The sequence below is a fragment of the Rhodococcus sp. FG69 genome, assembly GCF_057808915.1.
The window spans coordinates 21388-39286 of sequence record NZ_JBMDIX010000006.1 but is presented as its reverse complement, the minus strand read 5'-3'; the positions used below and the strand labels follow the sequence as shown (position 1 = coordinate 39286).

19 protein-coding genes are annotated in these 17899 nt (G+C 63.4%); 13 read left to right on the top strand and 6 right to left on the bottom strand.

Translation table 11 applies throughout. The features are described from left to right. Positions 1-28 precede the first annotated feature (28 nt). Genes thyX through ACODSO_RS06855 form a run of 3 tightly spaced genes read left to right on the top strand, consistent with a single transcriptional unit; the run spans position 29 to position 3556 of the window. Positions 29-781, top strand: coding sequence for an FAD-dependent thymidylate synthase (gene thyX / locus ACODSO_RS06865; protein ID WP_489036013.1), 753 nt, complete (start codon positions 29-31; stop codon positions 779-781). 43 nt (positions 782-824) lie between these two features. Beyond that, positions 825-1733, top strand: coding sequence for a 4-hydroxy-tetrahydrodipicolinate synthase (gene dapA / locus ACODSO_RS06860; RefSeq protein ID WP_489036012.1), 909 nt, complete (start codon positions 825-827; stop codon positions 1731-1733). After that, positions 1730-3556, top strand: coding sequence for a ribonuclease J (locus ACODSO_RS06855; RefSeq protein WP_231912554.1), 1827 nt, complete (start codon positions 1730-1732; stop codon positions 3554-3556). Before dapA ends, ACODSO_RS06855 begins: the two co-directional genes overlap by 4 nt. 32 nt (positions 3557-3588) lie before the next feature. Here the strand turns inward: ACODSO_RS06855 and ACODSO_RS06850 are convergent, their stop codons facing one another. Then, the gene (locus tag ACODSO_RS06850; RefSeq protein ID WP_489036011.1) at positions 3589-4368 is read right to left on the bottom strand and encodes a sulfite exporter TauE/SafE family protein; all 780 of its coding nucleotides are present in this window, start codon (positions 4366-4368) and stop codon (positions 3589-3591) included. Positions 4369-4429: 61 nt separating this feature from the next. Here ACODSO_RS06850 and ACODSO_RS06845 point away from each other — a divergent pair, with 61 nt between their 5' ends. Continuing rightward, positions 4430-5053 (top strand): TIGR03085 family metal-binding protein, encoded by a 624-nt coding sequence (locus ACODSO_RS06845; protein ID WP_489036010.1) that lies wholly within the window; start codon positions 4430-4432, stop codon positions 5051-5053. 46 nt (positions 5054-5099) lie between these two features. On the opposite strand, the gene ACODSO_RS06840 is transcribed toward ACODSO_RS06845, so the two are convergent. Beyond that, positions 5100-5342: a hypothetical protein gene (locus tag ACODSO_RS06840; RefSeq protein ID WP_489036008.1), complete on the bottom strand. Its 243-nt coding sequence runs from the start codon at positions 5340-5342 to the stop codon at positions 5100-5102. Here ACODSO_RS06840 and ACODSO_RS06835 point away from each other — a divergent pair. The 3 genes from ACODSO_RS06835 (at position 5341) to ACODSO_RS06825 (ending at position 10432) form a co-directional block, all read left to right on the top strand. Next, positions 5341-7776 carry an FtsK/SpoIIIE family DNA translocase gene (locus ACODSO_RS06835; RefSeq protein WP_489036007.1) on the top strand — a complete coding sequence of 812 codons (2436 nt, stop codon included), beginning with the start codon at positions 5341-5343 and terminating at the stop codon, positions 7774-7776. The genes ACODSO_RS06840 and ACODSO_RS06835 overlap by 2 nt on opposite strands. A 200-nt stretch (positions 7777-7976) precedes the next feature. Next, positions 7977-9389: a hemolysin family protein gene (locus ACODSO_RS06830; protein WP_489036005.1), complete on the top strand. Its 1413-nt coding sequence runs from the start codon at positions 7977-7979 to the stop codon at positions 9387-9389. Further along, entirely contained in the window at positions 9389-10432 is a 1044-nt protein-coding gene (locus tag ACODSO_RS06825; protein ID WP_489036003.1) for a CNNM domain-containing protein, read from the top strand. Before ACODSO_RS06830 ends, ACODSO_RS06825 begins: the two co-directional genes overlap by 1 nt. Before the next feature lie 36 nt (positions 10433-10468). Here the strand turns inward: ACODSO_RS06825 and ACODSO_RS06820 are convergent, their stop codons facing one another. Both ACODSO_RS06820 and ACODSO_RS06815 read right to left on the bottom strand, forming a co-directional pair. Beyond that, positions 10469-10750, bottom strand: a complete 282-nt coding sequence (locus tag ACODSO_RS06820) for a YciI family protein (protein WP_489036001.1) — start codon at positions 10748-10750, stop codon at positions 10469-10471. Between the two features lie 47 nt (positions 10751-10797). Beyond that, complete coding sequence (locus ACODSO_RS06815; RefSeq protein ID WP_489036000.1) at positions 10798-11382, bottom strand: amino-acid N-acetyltransferase; 585 nt, start codon at positions 11380-11382, stop codon at positions 10798-10800. Between the two features lie 86 nt (positions 11383-11468). Between ACODSO_RS06815 and pgsA the strand changes: the two genes are divergently transcribed. The 5 genes from pgsA (at position 11469) to ACODSO_RS06790 (ending at position 14739) form a co-directional block, all read left to right on the top strand. Beyond that, entirely contained in the window at positions 11469-12104 is a 636-nt protein-coding gene (gene pgsA / locus ACODSO_RS06810) for a CDP-diacylglycerol--glycerol-3-phosphate 3-phosphatidyltransferase (protein ID WP_489035998.1), read from the top strand. 187 nt (positions 12105-12291) lie between these two features. Next, positions 12292-12648 carry a helix-turn-helix domain-containing protein gene (locus ACODSO_RS06805; RefSeq protein WP_489035996.1) on the top strand — a complete coding sequence of 119 codons (357 nt, stop codon included), beginning with the start codon at positions 12292-12294 and terminating at the stop codon, positions 12646-12648. Positions 12649-12784: 136 nt separating this feature from the next. Further along, positions 12785-13600, top strand: coding sequence for a PspA/IM30 family protein (locus tag ACODSO_RS06800; protein WP_068375715.1), 816 nt, complete (start codon positions 12785-12787; stop codon positions 13598-13600). 48 nt (positions 13601-13648) lie between these two features. Next, the gene (pspM, locus tag ACODSO_RS06795) at positions 13649-14440 is read left to right on the top strand and encodes a phage shock envelope stress response protein PspM (protein ID WP_489035994.1); all 792 of its coding nucleotides are present in this window, start codon (positions 13649-13651) and stop codon (positions 14438-14440) included. A 125-nt stretch (positions 14441-14565) separates the two neighbouring features. Continuing rightward, positions 14566-14739 (top strand): hypothetical protein, encoded by a 174-nt coding sequence (locus ACODSO_RS06790; RefSeq protein WP_197480811.1) that lies wholly within the window; start codon positions 14566-14568, stop codon positions 14737-14739. 3 nt (positions 14740-14742) lie between these two features. Here the strand turns inward: ACODSO_RS06790 and ACODSO_RS06785 are convergent, their stop codons facing one another. Both ACODSO_RS06785 and ACODSO_RS06780 read right to left on the bottom strand, forming a co-directional pair. Continuing rightward, entirely contained in the window at positions 14743-15633 is an 891-nt protein-coding gene (locus ACODSO_RS06785) for a diacylglycerol kinase (protein WP_489035992.1), read from the bottom strand. Next, positions 15630-17183 (bottom strand): FAD-binding oxidoreductase, encoded by a 1554-nt coding sequence (locus ACODSO_RS06780; RefSeq protein WP_489036163.1) that lies wholly within the window; start codon positions 17181-17183, stop codon positions 15630-15632. The genes ACODSO_RS06785 and ACODSO_RS06780 overlap by 4 nt, the downstream gene beginning before the upstream one ends. Positions 17184-17303: 120 nt before the next feature. Here ACODSO_RS06780 and ACODSO_RS06775 point away from each other — a divergent pair, with 120 nt between their 5' ends. Further along, positions 17304-17894: a TetR/AcrR family transcriptional regulator gene (locus ACODSO_RS06775; RefSeq protein WP_489035991.1), complete on the top strand. Its 591-nt coding sequence runs from the start codon at positions 17304-17306 to the stop codon at positions 17892-17894. Positions 17895-17899: the final 5 nt, after the last annotated feature.

Genomic DNA, 17899 nt, shown 5'->3' with positions numbered 1-17899 from the left:
ATTTCAGCAGGTCGAGCGGAGGACGAGAGTGTCGAACACGGTGTCACTGAAGGTGCAGTTGGTCGCCAAGACCGACTTCGTCTCGCCACAGGACATTCCCTGGGAGACGGATGCCGACGGTGGCCAAGCCCTCGTCGAATTCGCCGGGCGAGCCTGCTATCAGAGTTGGTCGAAACCGAATCCACGAACGGCCACGAATGCGTCGTATCTTCGGCATCTTCTCGACGTCGGACACTTGTCGGTGCTCGAACATGCGTCGGTCAGTTTCTACATCAGCGGCATCTCGCGTTCGTGCACCCATGAGCTGATCCGGCACCGGCATTTCTCCTATTCACAGCTCTCACAGCGTTTCGTACCCGAACGCGACGCCAAGGTGATCGTTCCACCGGCGATCGAGGGAAACCCGGAATTGGAGGCGCTGTTCGCCAAGGCGACGGACGCGAGCCGCGATGCCTACGTCGAGCTACTCAATGCCCTCGAGCACACACTCGACGGGGTCACCAACGCAGCCCTTCGGGGCAAGCAAGCCCGTCAGGCCGCGCGATCGGTGCTTCCGAACGCGACCGAGACCAAGGTCGTCGTCACCGGCAACTACCGCGCGTGGCGTCATTTCGTGTCGATGCGAGCATCCGAACACGCCGACATCGAGATTCGTCGTGTTGCCGTCGAATGTCTCCGCCAGTTGGCCACAGTCGCTCCCGACGTCTTCGGTGACTACGAAATTTCCGCACTGTCCGACGGTTCGGAAGTGGCGCACAGTCCTTTCGTCACCGAGGTATGACCGCGGGGCCGGGGTCTCACAGCACCGGGTAACCTTTCTGACCATGACATACGGTGACGTCGCTCCTCCAAGTCAGCAGCCGTTCGGCACGGTGCTCACGGCGATGGTGACGCCATTCACCGCCCGCGGCAAGCTGGACATAGACGCGGGAGTTCGGCTCGCTCACCACTTGGTCGAGCAGGGTCATGACGGGTTGGTTCTTGCCGGGACCACCGGCGAGTCGCCCACCACTACCGAAAACGAGAAGCTCGAACTGATGCGCGCCGTCATCGCGGCCGTCGGGCACCGAGCTCGGATCATTGCTGGTGCCGGAAGCAACGACACCGCCCACAGCGTCGAACTGGCACGTGACGCTGCCCGCGCGGGCGCGCATGGCCTTCTCGTCGTCACGCCGTACTACTCGCGACCCCCGCAAGCCGGTCTGTACGCGCATTTCACCGCCGTGGCCGACGCGACCGACCTTCCCGTCATGCTCTACGACATTCCACCGAGATCGGTCGTCCCCATCGAGACCGAGACCCTGCGCAGGCTCGCGGAGCATCCGCGTATCCTTGCGGTCAAGGACGCGAAGGGCGATCTGAATGCGGGCGCCGAGCTCATCGCGACGACCGGACTGCAGTTCTTCTCCGGGGACGACCCGCTGAACCTGCCGTGGATGTCCGTCGGTGCCACCGGGTTCGTGAGCGTCATCGGGCACCTCGTACCTGCCCGTCTGCGCGAACTCCACACGGCATTCATGACGGGCGACATCGCGCGCGCCCAGGCGATCAACGTCAGTCTCATCCCCGTCACCAGGTCGGTAGCCCGCCTCGGTGGCGTCAGTGCGTCCAAGGCAGGGCTACGCCTCATCGGCTTCGACGTCGGTGAACCCAGACTTCCCCAGGTGCCACCGAGCATCGACCAAATCGAATTGCTCGCAGCTGACCTGCGAGCAGCAGGAGTCCTTGTATGAGTAGACCAGCACGATCACGCGGCCGCGCCACCCGAAGCGCAGGCCCTCCGGCCGACAAGCCCGCACAGACTTCGAAGCCCGTCGTGCAGAATTCCGCGCGCACGCAACGCCCGGACACCCGCACAGAGTTCGATCCGACGGACAGGCTCGGCACTCCACCGAAGGCCCCATTCAAGGGTCTGCGGATCGTTGCTCTCGGCGGAATCGGCGAAATCGGCCGGAACATGACGGTTTTCGAGCATCAAGGCAAGCTCTTGATCGTCGACTGCGGCGTCCTCTTTCCCGAGGATCAGCAACCTGGCGTCGACCTGATTCTTCCCGATTTCCGGCACATCGAAAACCGGATGGGAGATGTCGAGGCCGTCGTTCTCACCCACGGTCACGAGGATCACATCGGGGCTGTCCCGTTCTTGTTGCGTCTGCGACCGGACGTCCCGGTCATCGGGTCGAAGTTCACCCTTGCCCTCGTGGCGGCCAAGTGCCGCGAGCATCGCCTGCGGCCCAACCTGGTCGAGGTCATCGAGGGCCAGAAGACAACTCACGGCCCGTTCGAGTGCGAGTACTTCGCGGTCAACCACTCGATTCCGGACGCGCTCGCAATTGCAATTCGCACCGAAGCAGGCCTGACGTTGCACACCGGCGACATCAAGCTCGACCAACTGCCGCTCGACGGTCGCCTCACCGACCTCGCGGGCTTCTCGCGACTCGGCGACGAGGGAGTAGATCTGTTTCTCGTCGACTCCACGAACGCCGAGGTACCGGGGTTCGTCACGCCCGAGCGTGAGATCGGTGGAGTTCTCGACACCGTGATCGGCAAGGCGAAGCAACGTGTCATCGTTGCGTCGTTCGCGAGCCATGTTCACCGCATCCAGCAGGTCATCGACGTCGCGGAGCGGTACAACCGGCGTGTGGCGTTCGTCGGGCGATCCATGGTCCGCAACATGCAGATCGCGCAGGATCTGGGATACCTCCGTGTGCCCGCGGGGCTGGAGGTCAACGTCGACACCGCAGCGACGCTGCCGGACGACCGACTCGTGTTGATCTCCACCGGTTCTCAGGGCGAACCCCTGTCGGCCCTGTCCCGGATGGCTCGCGGCGAACACCGTCAGATCAACATCAAGGCAAACGATCTGGTAGTTCTGGCGTCGTCGCTCATTCCCGGCAACGAGAACTCTGTGTTCGCCGTCGTCAACGGTCTCGCCAAGAGAGGTGCAACCGTCGTCACCCAGCAGAACGCGAAAGTGCACGTCTCCGGACACGCGTCCGCTGGTGAACTGCTGTACCTGTACAACGCGGTCAGGCCCACCAACGCGATGCCCGTGCACGGCGAATGGCGTCATCTTCGTGCGAATGCCGCTCTGGCGAAGGCCACGGGCGTTGCCGAGGATCGCGTCGTTCTGGCCGAGGACGGCGTCGTCGTCGACATGGTCGACGGGCTGGCACGCATCGTGGGGCAGGTACCGGTCGGTCACGTCTATGTCGACGGTCTCTCCGTCGGCGACGTCGGCGACTCCACGCTGTCCGACCGCTTGGTCCTCGGTGAGGGCGGCTTCATCGCTATCACCATTGCTGTGGACTCCACGACCGGCCGGGCCGTTGCGGCTCCCGAGGTCTCCGGCCGCGGGTTCTCCGACGATCCTGCGGCGCTCAAAGAGGCGGGTCAGCTGGTCGAGGCAGAACTGCAGCGACTGGCATCCGACGGAGTCACCGACACCCATCGAATTGCGCAGGCAGTTCGTCGTGTCGTCGGACGCTGGGTCGCCGACAAGTACCGTCGCAAGCCGATGATCGTGCCGACCGTGATGGCGGTCGGACAGAAGTAGATGTCCTGCTGGCCTGATCCGGCGAACCCGTGTCAGGCCAGCAGTCGCCAGAGGCCTATCAGGCCGATGACGACGATGGTGATACGTAGCGCCCACGGCGACAGTTTTCTGCCGTAGCGAGCGCCGACCGAACCACCGACCAATGATCCGGCAGCGATCAATCCTGCAGCTGCCCAGCTGATGTCGTGGAACGCGACGATCGTGAAGGTCGCTGCCGCAACCACGTTCACGATGAGCGACAGTAGGTTCTTGGCCGCGTTCATCCGCTGCATCGAGTCCGGAAGTAGTACGCCCATGACACCGATCAGCAGAATTCCCTGCGCTGCAGTGAAATAGCCGCCGTACACACCGACTGCGAACGTGCCGAACGTCAGCAAGATCAGTTTCGTTCGACTGATGTGATCGACGGCAACACCAGCCGCTTCCGAACGTCGCTTGGCCCAGACCTGAATTCGCGGTTGCAGGACAACCAGAATGAGCGCGCCGATCAACAGGAACGGAACCACCATCGAGAAGACCGACTCGGGGAGGTGGCGAAGCAGCCAGGCGCCGAGCAGAGCGCCGGCGAAGGACGCTGGCATCTGCCACTTCAGTCGTGGCCATTGGCCGCGCAGTTCCTTGCGGTAGCCCCAGGTTCCGGACACACTGCCCGCGACGAGTCCGATGGCATTGGACATCGTCGCGACGACCGGAGGATAACCGAACGCGATCAGAGTCGGAAACGTGATGAGGGTTCCCGACCCGACGACGGCATTGATGGCGCCTGCACCGAACCCTGCAACGAGAATGACGAGAATTTCTGAGATCGGCACCGATCCGAGATTACGGAAGGCAGCAGGCGCCGCGTGCGCGGGGCACGTACCGTGGATCGATGTGACCCTTGCACAGGACGAACGCGCACAATTGGTACTTACCCTCACCGCGGTGGGGGAGACCGCCCCGACTTTGTGCGGAGACTGGACCGCCAAAGACCTAGCTGCGCATCTGGTGGTCCGAGAACGCCGGTTGGATGCAGCACCGGGGATTCTGCTGCCCCTTCTGGCTGGATATACCGAAAAAGTGCAGAAAGACGTCGCGACCGCACCGTACGAAAAACTCGTCGCCGCAATTGCCGGGGGCCCGCCGATCTGGTCGCCCTTCAAGCTCCTCGATCCGCTGATCAACGTCGGCGAAATGTTCGTCCATCATGAGGACCTGCGCAGGGCTCGGCCGGATTGGTCGTCGCGGATGCTGTCGGTCGACATGGAGAACCGACTCTGGTCGATCGCCGGGCTGATCGGCAGGCGTGCGTATCGAGGATCGCCCGTCGGGGTGGTGTTGGAGAGTCTGGATGGACGGACGACAACGGTGCGCAAGGCGGGCGGGAGGCGGGTTGTTCTGACCGGGAGGCCGTCGGAGCTGCTCTTGCACGCATTCGGACGGAGCGCCGTCGACCTCGATCCGTCGGGCGATCCCGTCGACGTCATCGCTGTTCAGAGCCTCGACCGCAGCTTTTGACCCTGTGTTACTCGTGTTGCGGATGGTTTTGAAGGTGCTCTTGCGACTAACCTGAGAGAATGGCAGGAAAGACGAGCACCCGAAGTTCGACCTCGCGTGCTTCGGGGGGATCGAGTAAGTCTTCCGGAGGGCGAACCGCACGCACGGTGACCACGCCGAAGAAGCCGACGGCACCGCGCAAGGCTCCCGCGCGCAGCGGCGCATCGAGCCGGACAGCATCGGGCCGTCCGGCGTCGAGCCGCGCGGCATCTGCTCGGCGGCCCGCGAAGAAGAAGACCGGCAGTGTCATGTCCGCGTTCGGCCGCGGAGTGTCTTCCACCTGGTCGATGGCGGCCAAGGGTGTCGGCGCGACCACACGGACCGTGAGCAAAGCTGCCGATATCGAGCACGGTCACCGACGCGACGGGATCGCGCTCGGGCTCATCGCCGTCAGTGCCATCGTCGCCGCAGCGGTGTGGTTCAGTGCAGGAGGTCCCGTCGGCGAATGGATCGAGATCGCGGTGCGAGCTGTGGTCGGTGACGCCGGCTACCTCGTTCCAGTTCTCGGTGTGGCGCTCGCGGTCATTCTGATGCGATCCGAACCCAATCCGGAGATTCGGCCGCGCCTCGTGCTCGGGTCGATTCTGGTCGCGTTGCCGGTTCTCGGTCTGTGGCACATGGCAGCAGGCTTCCCGGGGGACGGAGAAGGTCGTGCCACCGGCGGCGGTTTCGTCGGCTATGTCGCGGGCGGACCGATCGCTGACGGCGTGACGGTCTGGCTTGCCGTTCCTCTTCTACTGCTGGCCGGTTTGTTCGGCGTCTTGTTGCTGACCGGTACGACGGTGCGTGACATCCCGGACCGTCTTCGCGCGTTGTTCGGTACCGACAGTCGCGGCGACGAATACGGCGACTACGACCCGGAAGATTACGGTTCGGAGTTCGGCGAGGACGGGTACGGCGACTACGACGCCGATGGTTTCGATGCGGACGGCTACCCCGTGCACGCCGCAAGTGCGGATCCGTACGACAACTACCCGACCGAGGAGTACATCCCGGTCAAGAAGCCTCGAGCGCGCAAGAGCTCCCCGGTCGAAGAGCCCACCGAGGTCATTGCACCTGCGGCCGCACCTGTTGCTGCGGCACCGGCGCCCACCCCGCCGCGTCCGAAGCCCAAGCCGGTCGTCAAGGCCGCTGAGCCCAAGTCCGCAGCAGAAGAAGAGAAGATCGTCGTCGACCGGGTGGTCGACGGCGACTACACGTTGCCCTCGTTGTCGCTGCTGATCGACGGGGATCCGCCCAAGACTCGCAGCCAAGCGAACGACGCGATGATCGAGGCGATTTCCGAAGTCCTCGACCAGTTCAAGATCGATGCCGCGGTCACCGGGTTCACCCGCGGGCCGACAGTGACGCGCTACGAGGTCGAGTTGGGGCCGGGTGTCAAGGTCGAGAAGATCACCGCGCTCGCGCGCAACATCGCGTATGCGGTCGCGACGGACAACGTCCGACTTCTCGCGCCGATTCCCGGCAAGTCTGCGGTCGGTATCGAGGTGCCCAACTCGGACCGCGAGATGGTCCGCCTCGCCGATGTGCTGACTGCCCCGTCGACCAGGAAGGACCACCACCCTCTCGTCATCGGTCTCGGCAAGGACATCGAAGGCGACTTCGTCAGCGCCAACCTCGCGAAGATGCCGCACCTGCTGGTTGCCGGTTCCACCGGCTCGGGCAAGTCGAGTTTCGTGAACTCCATGCTCGTCTCGTTGCTCGCACGCGCGACGCCGGACGAAGTTCGGATGATCCTGATCGACCCGAAGATGGTGGAGCTGACGCCGTACGAGGGTATTCCGCACCTGATCACCCCGATCATCACGCAGCCGAAGAAGGCTGCGGCTGCGCTGGCGTGGCTCGTGGAGGAAATGGAACAGCGCTACCAGGACATGCAGATCAACAAGGTCCGGCACGTCGACGACTTCAACAAGAAGGTTCGATCCGGCGAGATCACTGCACCGCTCGGTAGTGAACGCGTCTACCGTCCCTACCCGTACATCCTGGCAATCGTCGACGAGCTGGCCGACCTGATGATGACGGCCCCACGCGACGTCGAGGACGCAATCGTTCGCATCACCCAGAAAGCGCGAGCAGCGGGAATCCACCTCGTCCTCGCGACGCAGCGTCCGTCGGTGGACGTCGTGACCGGTCTGATCAAGACGAACGTGCCGTCGCGTCTGGCTTTCGCGACGTCCTCGCTGACCGACTCGCGCGTCATTCTCGACCAGGGTGGCGCCGAGAAGTTGATCGGTATGGGCGACGCCTTGTTCCTGCCTATGGGTGCGGGCAAGCCGACCCGCCTGCAGGGTGCGTTCATCACCGACGAGGAGATCTCGGCTGTCGTCGATTTCGCCAAGAACCAGGCTGAGCCCGACTACAACGAGACGGTCACCGCGGCGAAAGCGTCGGAGAAGAAGGACGTCGATCCGGACATCGGCGACGACCTCGACGTGCTGCTGCAAGCTGTCGAACTAGTGGTCTCGAGTCAGTTCGGATCGACGTCGATGCTGCAACGAAAGCTTCGCGTCGGCTTCGCTAAGGCCGGCAGGCTCATGGACCTGATGGAGAACCGAGGTGTGGTGGGACCGAGCGAGGGCTCCAAAGCGCGCGAGGTGCTGATCAAGCCCGACGAGCTGGACGGGCTGCTGTGGTCGATCCGCGGCGGCGATCCGGACGAGGCTCCGTCCGACGACGAGTAGCGAAGCTCCGCCGCCCGTGTGTGAACAGGACGATGTGGGTCACGCAGGACGCGGAAGTAGGGAATAATCGGTGCCAGGCGATTGCCCCGTTCGCGACGAGTTGTGGAGCGTGAGAAGACCCTGATGGGTAGATCCTCCGACAGACCCGGGCCATCGGACGAGGGTGCCGGTCGGTGTCCTGAGATGAGGAGACCGGCGGGATGACAACGGCGTTCGTCGTGTTGTTGCTGGGAATCATCGTCATCCTGGCTATCATCGCCGCGAACGGTTACTTTGTAGCGCAAGAGTTTTCGTTCATGTCAGTTGATCGCATCAAGCTCGAGACGCGCGCCGAAGCTGGAGATGCATCGGCACAGCGGGCATTGAAGGTGACGCGGCGGACCTCGTTCATGCTGTCGGGTGCCCAGTTGGGTATCACCGTCACCGGTCTGCTCGTGGGCTACGTCGCCGAGCCGTTGGTCGGAGAGTCGCTGGGCACTCTACTGGGTGGGGTCGGTGTGCCTATGGCGGTGAGCGTATCGATTGGAACCGTTCTTGCGCTGGTCGTGGCAACCGTGGTGCAGATGATCTTCGGTGAGCTGTACCCGAAGAACCTGGCCATTGCCAGCCCCGAGCGGATGGCGCGCGGTCTCGCGAGGTCTACGTCGATCTACCTCACGGTGTTCGGCTGGTTGATCGTGGTGTTCGACCAGTCGGCGAACGCGTTGCTCAGAATGCTCGGCGTCAAGCCGGTCCACGATCTCGACACCACGGCAACAGCGCAGGATCTGGGGCGAATCGTCGCGGACGCCCGGGACAGCGGCGACCTTCCGGAACGACTGTCGGTGCTCATCGATCGCATTCTGGACTTTCCGGATCGGACGGTGGAGCACGCGATGATTCCGCGGGCACAGACGAACGTGGTGTCGCCTGGTACCGCTGTCGGTGACGTTCGCGCGCTCATGGCCAAGGGGCATACGCGGTACCCGGTGGTCTCCGAAGTTCAGGAGCCCCTCGGCGTCATCGAGCTGGCCGACCTGTTGCGTCATCGCGTCGATGCCGACACGGTGGTCGAGGACCTGATGCGGCCGCCGCTGGTTCTTCCCTCTCTGATGTCGTTGCCGGATGCGTTGGCCAACCTGAGCCGCGCCCGTACTCAACTCGCGTGTGTCGTCGACGAATACGGCGGGTTCGCCGGCGTGCTGACCGTGGAAGATCTGTCCGAGGAGTTGGTCGGCGAGCTGACCGACGAACACGATGTCGAGCCGTTCTCGGTCATCGCAGCAGATGAGGACCACACGTGGCGGGTCGATGGTGATGTGCACATCGACGAGGTCGAGCGATCGCTCGGACTTCGACTTCCCCATGGTGACTACGAAACCATTGCCGGTCTGGCGATTTTCGCCACCGGCGAACTGCCGCACGTCGGTCAGAGTGTGCGTATCGAGCTACCCATGGACCCCCGCGAACTGGTGACCGATCATCCGCGGCGGCGAGCCCTCGACATCGAGGTGCTCGAGCTCTCACGTCATGTTCCCAGCGAACTCGTCGTGCGTCTGGTCGACCTCGATGAGGACCCCACGCCGCCCCCTGACGGAATCCGCGCCGAGACCGGCAAGGCGAGGGAGGCGTGATGGGAAACGTTGTGCTCATTGTCGCGGTCACCGCTGCGTTGATCGTGCTCAGCGCATTCTTCGTCGTCATCGAATTCGCCTTGCTCGGGTCCCGTCCGCATCGTCTCGAAGTGGAGGCGACAACTAGCCGATCCGCCCGCGCCGCACTGCGAGGCGTCCACGAGCTGACGCTCATGCTCGCAGGTGCCCAGCTGGGAATCACCGCGTGTACGTTCGCGCTCGGGGCGGTGACCAAGCCTGCTGTCGATGGATGGCTCGGCCCAGCCTTCGCGTCGTGGGGAGCGCCGGCCCAGTTGGCAGGCAGTGCAGCTTTCGTCTTGTCGCTGCTTCTGGTGACCTTCCTGCATCTGGTCATAGGCGAAATGGCCCCGAAGTCGTGGGCCATCGCACATCCGGAGTTCGCGGCCAAGCTCATCGGACTGCCATCCCGGGCATTCATCTGGGTGTTCCGGCCATTGCTGATATGGGTAAACGCCATGGCCAATCGGCTTGTCGCGGCCAGTGGGGTCACGCCCGTCGAGCGTGCCGCGGTGGGGGGCCAGGACGTCGACACCATTCGTCATCTCGTCGAGCGTTCTGCCTCGGTCGGTGCCCTGGACGCGTCATTTCGCACACAACTGTCCGAAGTTCTCGACCTCGAGCACCTGACGGTGGGCTCCCTGGTCGCCGTGGATACTCCTGTGACGGCTGCGCCGTCCGACGCCACGGTCGCTGATGTACAGGAGGCGGCAGCGCGCACCGACCACATGCGCATCCTCCTGCTCGATTCCAACTTCGAGGTTCCTGAGGTGGTGCATGTGCGGGACACCCTGCTCGTCTCGGCCCAGACACCGGCCCGCACCGTTTCTCGTCCGGCTCTGACTTTCGACACCGGAATACCGGTGTACGAAGCACTGGCGCTCGCCAGGGAGCACAGCGAACAGCTCGCCGCAGTCATGGACGACGGCCGCTTCATCGGAGTTCTCACCATTTCCGACATCCTCAGGCATGTTCTCCCGCAGCAACCAGTCGACAGTGCGGATGAGCCTGCGCATCGTCGGTGACGAACCCGACAGTGTCGATCGATCGACGGAGTGGGCCTACACGAACGCGCCCATGACTGGCTTCCATTCGGTGATCGTGGACGTCTCCACGAGGTTCTCGACCGCGAACGGGTCCTGCGCGAACAGTTGTGTCACAGAGTCGACGTCGGTGCCCTCCACGATGATGAGGGCACCGGTTCCGTCGACGTATGGGCCGCTGGAGACCAGTACTTTCTGCGCCAGCAGATCCGCGAGCCATGCACGGTGGGTTGCACGGTGAGTATCTCGCCCGTCCGTGGTGGAGGGGGAGTACGTGTAGTGGACGGCGAACAAAGCCATGAAAGTCTTCTTCTTTCGCTCTTCGTATTGCGGACGGATAAATCCTGTCAGAACGACAGCAGCATCCTGGTATTGCCCAGCGTGTTCGGCTTGACGTAGCTGAGATCGAGGAACTCGGCGACACCCGTGTCGTACGATCTGCACATTTCGGCGTAGACCTCGGCCGTGACCGGTGTCCCTTCGATTTCCACGAAACCGTGGCGTGCGAAGAAGTCGACCTCGAAGGTGAGCACGAACAGCTTCTGCAGCGCCAGCTCGCGGGCCACCTGAACAAGCTTGTCCACGATGAGATGCCCTGCGCCGTGCCCCTTGGCAGACGGATCGACAGCCACCGTGCGTACCTCTCCGAGGTCGGCCCACAGAACGTGTAGCGCCCCACAACCGAGAACCGTCCCAGCGCGTTCGGCGACCCAGAACTCCTGCACGGCCTCGTACAGAGTGACCAGATTCTTCTCCAGGAGAATTTTGCCCGCGTAGATGTCGATGAGGCGCTTGATCTCGGGAATATCGGAGGTACGCGCTCGTCGGACTACCAATTCGTCGCCGCCGTGTGTAGCTGTGGTGCTGTTCGAAGTCGGTTCCGAAGCGCCGTCGACGTCGTGTCGACTCGCCCGGTTCGGCGCAGAAGTCATGTGGTGAACAGTAGTCAACCGATGAACGGATATTCTTCTGGTGTGTCCGTTACTCCACGCGCCGTCCACGTACCGGGACACCACGTATGACCGACGGAGTGCCGCCGCCAGGAGTGCCTCCGACAGCGGGGCTTCCGCACGGTAACTCGGCGACCGGACGTACCGAGGACGTGCCGATCCTCAACATCGCGAACGTCCTGACCGTTCTGCGGATCGCCCTCGTTCCTGTCTTCCTCGTCGTGTTGTTCGTCGGCGACGGCCACGACACGGGGTGGCGTGTAGGTGCGACCGTGGTCTTCGCGGTCGCCGCCATCACCGATCGCATCGACGGGCAGTTGGCCCGCAAGTACGGTCTGGTGACCGAATTCGGCAAGATGGCCGACCCGATCGCGGACAAAGCACTGATCGGTGCTGCGTTGATCGGACTCTCGATACTCGGAGACCTCGCATGGTGGGTGACCATCGTCATCGCTGCGCGTGAAATCGGGATCACCCTGGTTCGCTTCGCGGTGCTGAGACACGGCGTCATACCTGCAGGCCGGGGCGGCAAGGTCAAAACGCTCGTGCAGAGTTTCGCGATCGGCTTCTATCTCTTCCCGCTGCCCGACGAAGTGCGGTTCGCGTCGGTCACGTTGATGGGACTGGCCGTATTCCTGACGGTGTACACCGGCCTCGACTACATCGTGCAGGCGATTCGTCTGCGGCGCGGTTCATCGTCGTGACCGACCCGCTGGGACACTCGACGGGTGAAGCAGAGCGTGGCGGTATAGGGTCGGGAACCAATCCAGCCGTATCCTTCGTTGTAGCTGCAGAGGGTCGAAGTAGACGAACAGATCAAGAACAGTTCGCAGCGACGTGACGTGAGATCGTCACGAAATCGGACGGACTGATTCAACGAGGAGGAGCGAGATGGCGCTGCTATTGCGTGAAGCACTCGGCGACAGCCTGCGGCGCACTCGCGTTGCACAGAGTCGGACACTGCGCGAAGTCTCCAATACGGCGCGTGTCAGCCTCGGCTACCTTTCCGAGGTCGAACGAGGACGAAAGGAAGCATCGAGCGAGCTCCTCGCGGCGATCTGCGATGCGCTCGCAGTTCCCCTCGCGGATGTGATGAGCGATGTCAGCGTGTCCCTGTCCGAGTGGGCAGTCGCCACGCGAGCAGCCGAAGCCGAAGCCGCGGCCAGTGCTGAAGAAGCATCGCCTCGTATCTCCGGAGAAACCAGAGTGGTGATTCCTGCTCCCGCGCGGGCTCTCGCTGCTGCGTGAGCTCCAGCGACGCTGACCCAAACCGCTAGGCTGAAATCAATACGCACGGCAAACCGACCAGACCAGTATTCTCGTGGCACGGGCAGCACCCCCAACGCGCGATACACGGCGCTCAAGATGGAGGCAGGATCAACCCATGGCTAATCCTTTCGTCAAGGCCTGGAAGTACATGATGGCGCTCTTCAATTCCAAAATCGACGAGAAGGCCGACCCCAAGGTTCAGATTCAGCAGGCGATCGAAGACGCACAGCGCCAGCACCAGGCGTTGTCTCAGCAGGCGGCGTCGGTGATCGGCAACCAGCGTCAGCTGGAAATGAAGCTGAGCCGTCAGCTCGACGAGGTCGAGAAGCTCAACGCGAACGCGCGGCAGGCGGTGACGCTCGCCGACCAGGCGGCGGCAGCAGGCGACGTCGACAAGGCCACCCAGTACACGAACGCCGCCGAGGCGTTCGCTGCGCAGCTCGTGACCGCCGAGCAAAGCGTCGAGGACTTGAAAGTTCTGCACGACCAGTCTCTGCAGGCAGCGTCGCAGGCGAAGAAGGCAGTCGAGCAGAACGCGATGGCACTGCAGGCAAAGGTCGCCGAACGCACGAAGCTGCTCAGCCAGCTCGAGCAGGCGAAGATGCAGGAGAAGGTCAGCGAGTCGTTGCGGTCGATGGACAGCACGCTGTCCGCGCCTGGTAACACTCCGAGCCTGGACGCCGTTCGCGACAAGATCGAGCGGCGCTACGCGGACGCACTCGGTTCCGCCGAACTGGCGCAGAACACGGTGTCCGGACGCATGATGGAGGTGCAGCAGGCATCGGTACAGATGGCCGGGCACAGCAGGCTCGAGCAGATTCGGGCATCCATGGCAGGTGACTCGTTGCCGTCGGGCAACTCGGCGTCGGCGGCCAAGCCGTCCATCGCCAAGTCTCCGAACGCGACCCCTGAGCCTCCGGCACAGAACTAGTCGAACGTGAGCAAGGACCAGCATGGCCGACCACGAACGTGGTCGGCCATGCCCGTATCCGACTCGCTGTCGGCGGTGCGCGGCGCTGCAGACACTGCTCGTAGATCCGTGGAATCGGCGGTCCAGGCGGTAGGGCGCTGGAACGACCCGCGGAAGAAGCACATTCGTCGGATCCGCCGCGCCAGACGCCGTGGCACGTGGCTGGGTAGCGCGTCCGGGGCCTCGGCGGCGTCCACTGCTGGACTTGCGGTGGCGTCGGCGCCGGAGTGGGCAATGATCGTGACCGGTGGCGGTGCGGCTGTGTTCGCGGTTCCTGCCGTGTTGGCGATCGGTCGTTACCGGCGTCTGAAAGCGCAGCCGATGCCTGCGGCCAGGCCGGCCAAGACCGTATTGCCGCACCGATCGTCCGCATCGTTCGAGCCGATGTCTCGACTGGTAGGTGCACAGTCGAGTCTGTACGAGCTCACCGGAATTCTGATGCGGTCGGAGTTCGTGGACCCGGCGGAAGTCGCGGAGACGACAGACGTGGCCAGCAGCGCAGCTCGTGCGTTGACGGACATGGCTGCCGATATCGTCGCCATGGAGCGTGCTGCGGAAGGCAGTGCTCGCGCAGCGAGCCATCTCACCGCCACAATCGCCGCTGCTGCAGTCGAATTGGACAACGGCGTCGACCAATACGAGGAACTGGTTGCGGCAGCAGCTCGCTTGACCAGTCCCAACGGCCTACCGTCGAGCGCAGTGGAAGGGCGCAAAGCTGAGTTGATCTCGGCGACCGACCGCTTGGAAGGGTGGGCGACTGCGCTCGCGGAGTTGGCCGCGATCCGAAGTCGGCATCTCTGAAGTTCGGCATCTCTGAAGTTCGCGGCTCAGGGTCTTCACCCATCTTTCCCTGAACTCCGTGCCGGATCGGTGATCCGACCGTCCTTGCGTGCCAGGATCGAAGCACACAAGGAAAGGGAAATACCATGTTCTGGAAAATTCTCGGCGTGATCGTCCTGGTCTGGCTCGCCTTCGCAGTGCTGGGCGCAGTGATCAAGGGACTGTTCTGGGTTGCGGTGGCCGGCGCGATCGTATTCGGAATCTACTGGCTGTTCAAGGCGATCACTGCGGACTCGGACCGCGACCTGACCAAGCTCTGACGGTCACCGTTGGAGGCTGGACGCCGAACCTACCAGCACGTTGACGGCGCGGGGCACAACCTCTATGCATACGGGTAGAGGGGGAAACCGCTCGCCGTCCGCGTAGGCGACCATCCCCTGGGCAGTGAGAGTCACTCGTGCTGCCCGATAGGTATCGACCTCTGGCAACGTGACGTGAGTTCCCTTGTACAGAGTGGGGAAGAGTCTGACCAATCGGGTTCTGCTCGACGCCCGCACGACGGTGACATCGAGGAGACCGTCGTCGGCACGCGCGTCGGGGCAGATTGCCATTCCGCCGCCGTAGGTAGGTCCATTCCCGACGGTCACCAGTGTGGCGTCGACATCGAAGGATCGATCGTCGAGTTCGAGTCGGTAAGGAATGGGCCGAAATCTGCTCAATTCCAACAACATTGCAATGTTGTAGCGCAATGGCCCCCTCGGCCAGCGGAGTCTGTTCGCGCGTTCGGTCACCAGGCTGTCGAATCCGCTGGAGAGAACGGTGGCGAACCATCTGCCATCGACTCGCCCGAGATCCATGGTTCGAACTCTGCCTTCGCCGACGATGTCGGCTGCGGCAACGGGATCCCCGAGTGGCACTCCGAGCAACCGAGCGAAATCGTTACCCGTGCCGGCGGGCGCTACCGCAATCGGTGTGGTCGTCGTGGCGACGGCTTGCAGCGCAAGGTTGACCAGTCCGTCACCGCCGACGGCCACCAGTGCATCCGTTCCCGCGCGAACGGCTCGCTTGGTCGATTCGAGCGCCTCGCCAGGTGTTCTACCCTCGATGGTGATCACGCGTGTACCACGGTCGCGAAGACGGGCAACCACGACTTCCGACACCCTCGATGCACGTCCGTTCCCGGCGGTGGGGTTCGTCAGGACGGTTACGGTCACGGGATCAGCTTGCCAGGATTCAGCACGCCTGCGGGGTCGACCGCTACCTTCATGGCACGCAGCAACGTCGCCCCGACGGTTCCGACCTCGGCTGTCATGTACGGGAGGTGATCTCGTCCGACCGCGTGGTGGTGCGTGAGCGTCGCACCGAGTTCCATCATTGCTCGGGTGGCGGCATCCTTGGCCGTTCGCCACTGAGTCGACGGGTCTGCGGCCGTGGCGCAGACCACCGTGAAGTACAACGATGCACCTGTCGGATAGACGTGCGAAATGTGGCACATCACGATCGGCGGGGTGCCCAGTTCGGTGAGCGTTCCTACGAGCGTCGACGAGATGGTTGCCCGAACCGACGCCAGCGCTGCCCAGCTGGTGGCAGTTTCCAGAGTCTCCGCGAACGCACCCGTGTCGAGGAGCGAGTCGCGAAGGTACGGTGCGTCGAAGCGCTCGTGTTCCCAGCGCCGCGCGCTCTCGGAACTACGGACTTCACCGCCGCGTGCGGTGACGACGCCGTCGGCCGTGTTTGCCCGGGCCTGTACCTCCGCGCGCGTGCCCTCGAACGTTGCGACGGCGACGCAGCCACCGTCCTTCGATCCGTTGACCGCTGTCTCGGTCTCGTCCGACAACCTCATGACAGTCGGTCTACCGGTCGTCGCTGCCAGATCCCGGAATGCCGCCGAGCCGCTCACGAAGTCGGGGAACCACCACGATCGATACTCGGTGCATTCGGGAACCGGGTGCACACGGACGGTCACCGAGGTGATGATTCCCAGCGTTCCCTCCGAGCCGAGGAAGACCTGGCGCAGGTCGGGGCCCGCAGCAGATGCGGTTGCCCGTCCGCACACGGTGATACCGATCGGAGTCACGACGGTCATCGACTCGACCATGTCGTCGAAACGGCCGTACCCGGCAGATGCCTGACCGGAGGACCGTGTCGCTGCGAACCCGCCGATACTGGCGAACGCGAAGGATTGGGGGTAGTGGCCGAGCGAGAGCCCGTGCCGAGCGAGCATGTGTTCCGCCTCGGGGCCGCAGACGCCCGCTTGCAGAGTCGCCGTTCGTGACACCTCGTCGAGTGCCGTCATCGCGTTCATGCGGCGTGTGCTGATGGTGATCACCGTGTCGAACCACTCACGAACCGGATCCACCCCGCCGACGACGCTGGTTCCACCGCCGAACGGAACGACAGCGATCGACTCGTCGCTGCAGTACCGGAGAAGGGCGTGGACTTCTTCTTCGTCCGCGGGGAACACGACGGCGTCAGGAGCGAACTGGAGCGTTCCGGAGCGTCGTGCGAGAAGATCGAGCGTGCTCTTGCCGCCGAGAAAATGCACCCGCACAGCGTCTTCGGTCGCCACATGGGCAGCGCCGACAATCGTCTCCAGTGTGTGACGACGTTCGACGGACAGTCGAGAACGCGTCAGTGTCACCGAATTCTCCGATGAGTCCGCGCGACCACGAGGCGAGATGCCAAGTGCAGTGCGAAGTACCGACTCGACCTCGACGCTCAGAGAGCGTCGATTCTCCGGGATCCCCCACGCATCCCACGACATGACGGGCAGCTCGACCGGAGGCAGTTCCTGCATGATCTATAGTGTTACATAAGTCGCATGTTTGTAACATGTCCTGGATGTAGATGAGCTGAACCGGGTCGATCGAACGAGGTGTCCACAGTGAGCGAGCAGTCGACTGCCGTGTCGACCATCGAGGATCAGGTGCTCGACGCCGCACGCGGGTGCATTCTCGAATACGGCGTCAGGCGTACGACACTGGCCGAGATCGCCCGTCGCGCTCAGGTGAGTCGTCCCACGGTGTACCGCAGGTGGGCCGATACGCGTGCGGTGGTGTCCAGTCTCCTCACTCGCGAGATCGGGTCGGTCATCCCGACCTTCGGCGTCGACGGATCGGTCCGCGCTCAGATATCCTCTGCCACGGCCGATGTGGCGAACAGCATCCGTACGCATCCGTTGTTCGTGAAGATTCTCGAGTCGGATCCGGACATTCTGTCCACGTATATCCTGCATCGTCTCGGAGCGAGTCAGTCTGCGATCATCGACACCCTTGCGCCGATGTTGTCGTTGGGGCAGCAAGATTCGTCGATTCGTGACGGCGACCCCATGCAGATGGCCTGCGTCGTGCTGCTGATGGTCCAATCCGCTGTTCAATCGGCCAACATGGTTTCCGCTCGGATCTCCGGTGACGATCTCGTCGCGGAAATCGCGTACGCAGTCGACGCGTACCTGCGCCTGCCCGTTCAGTGCTGACCGGG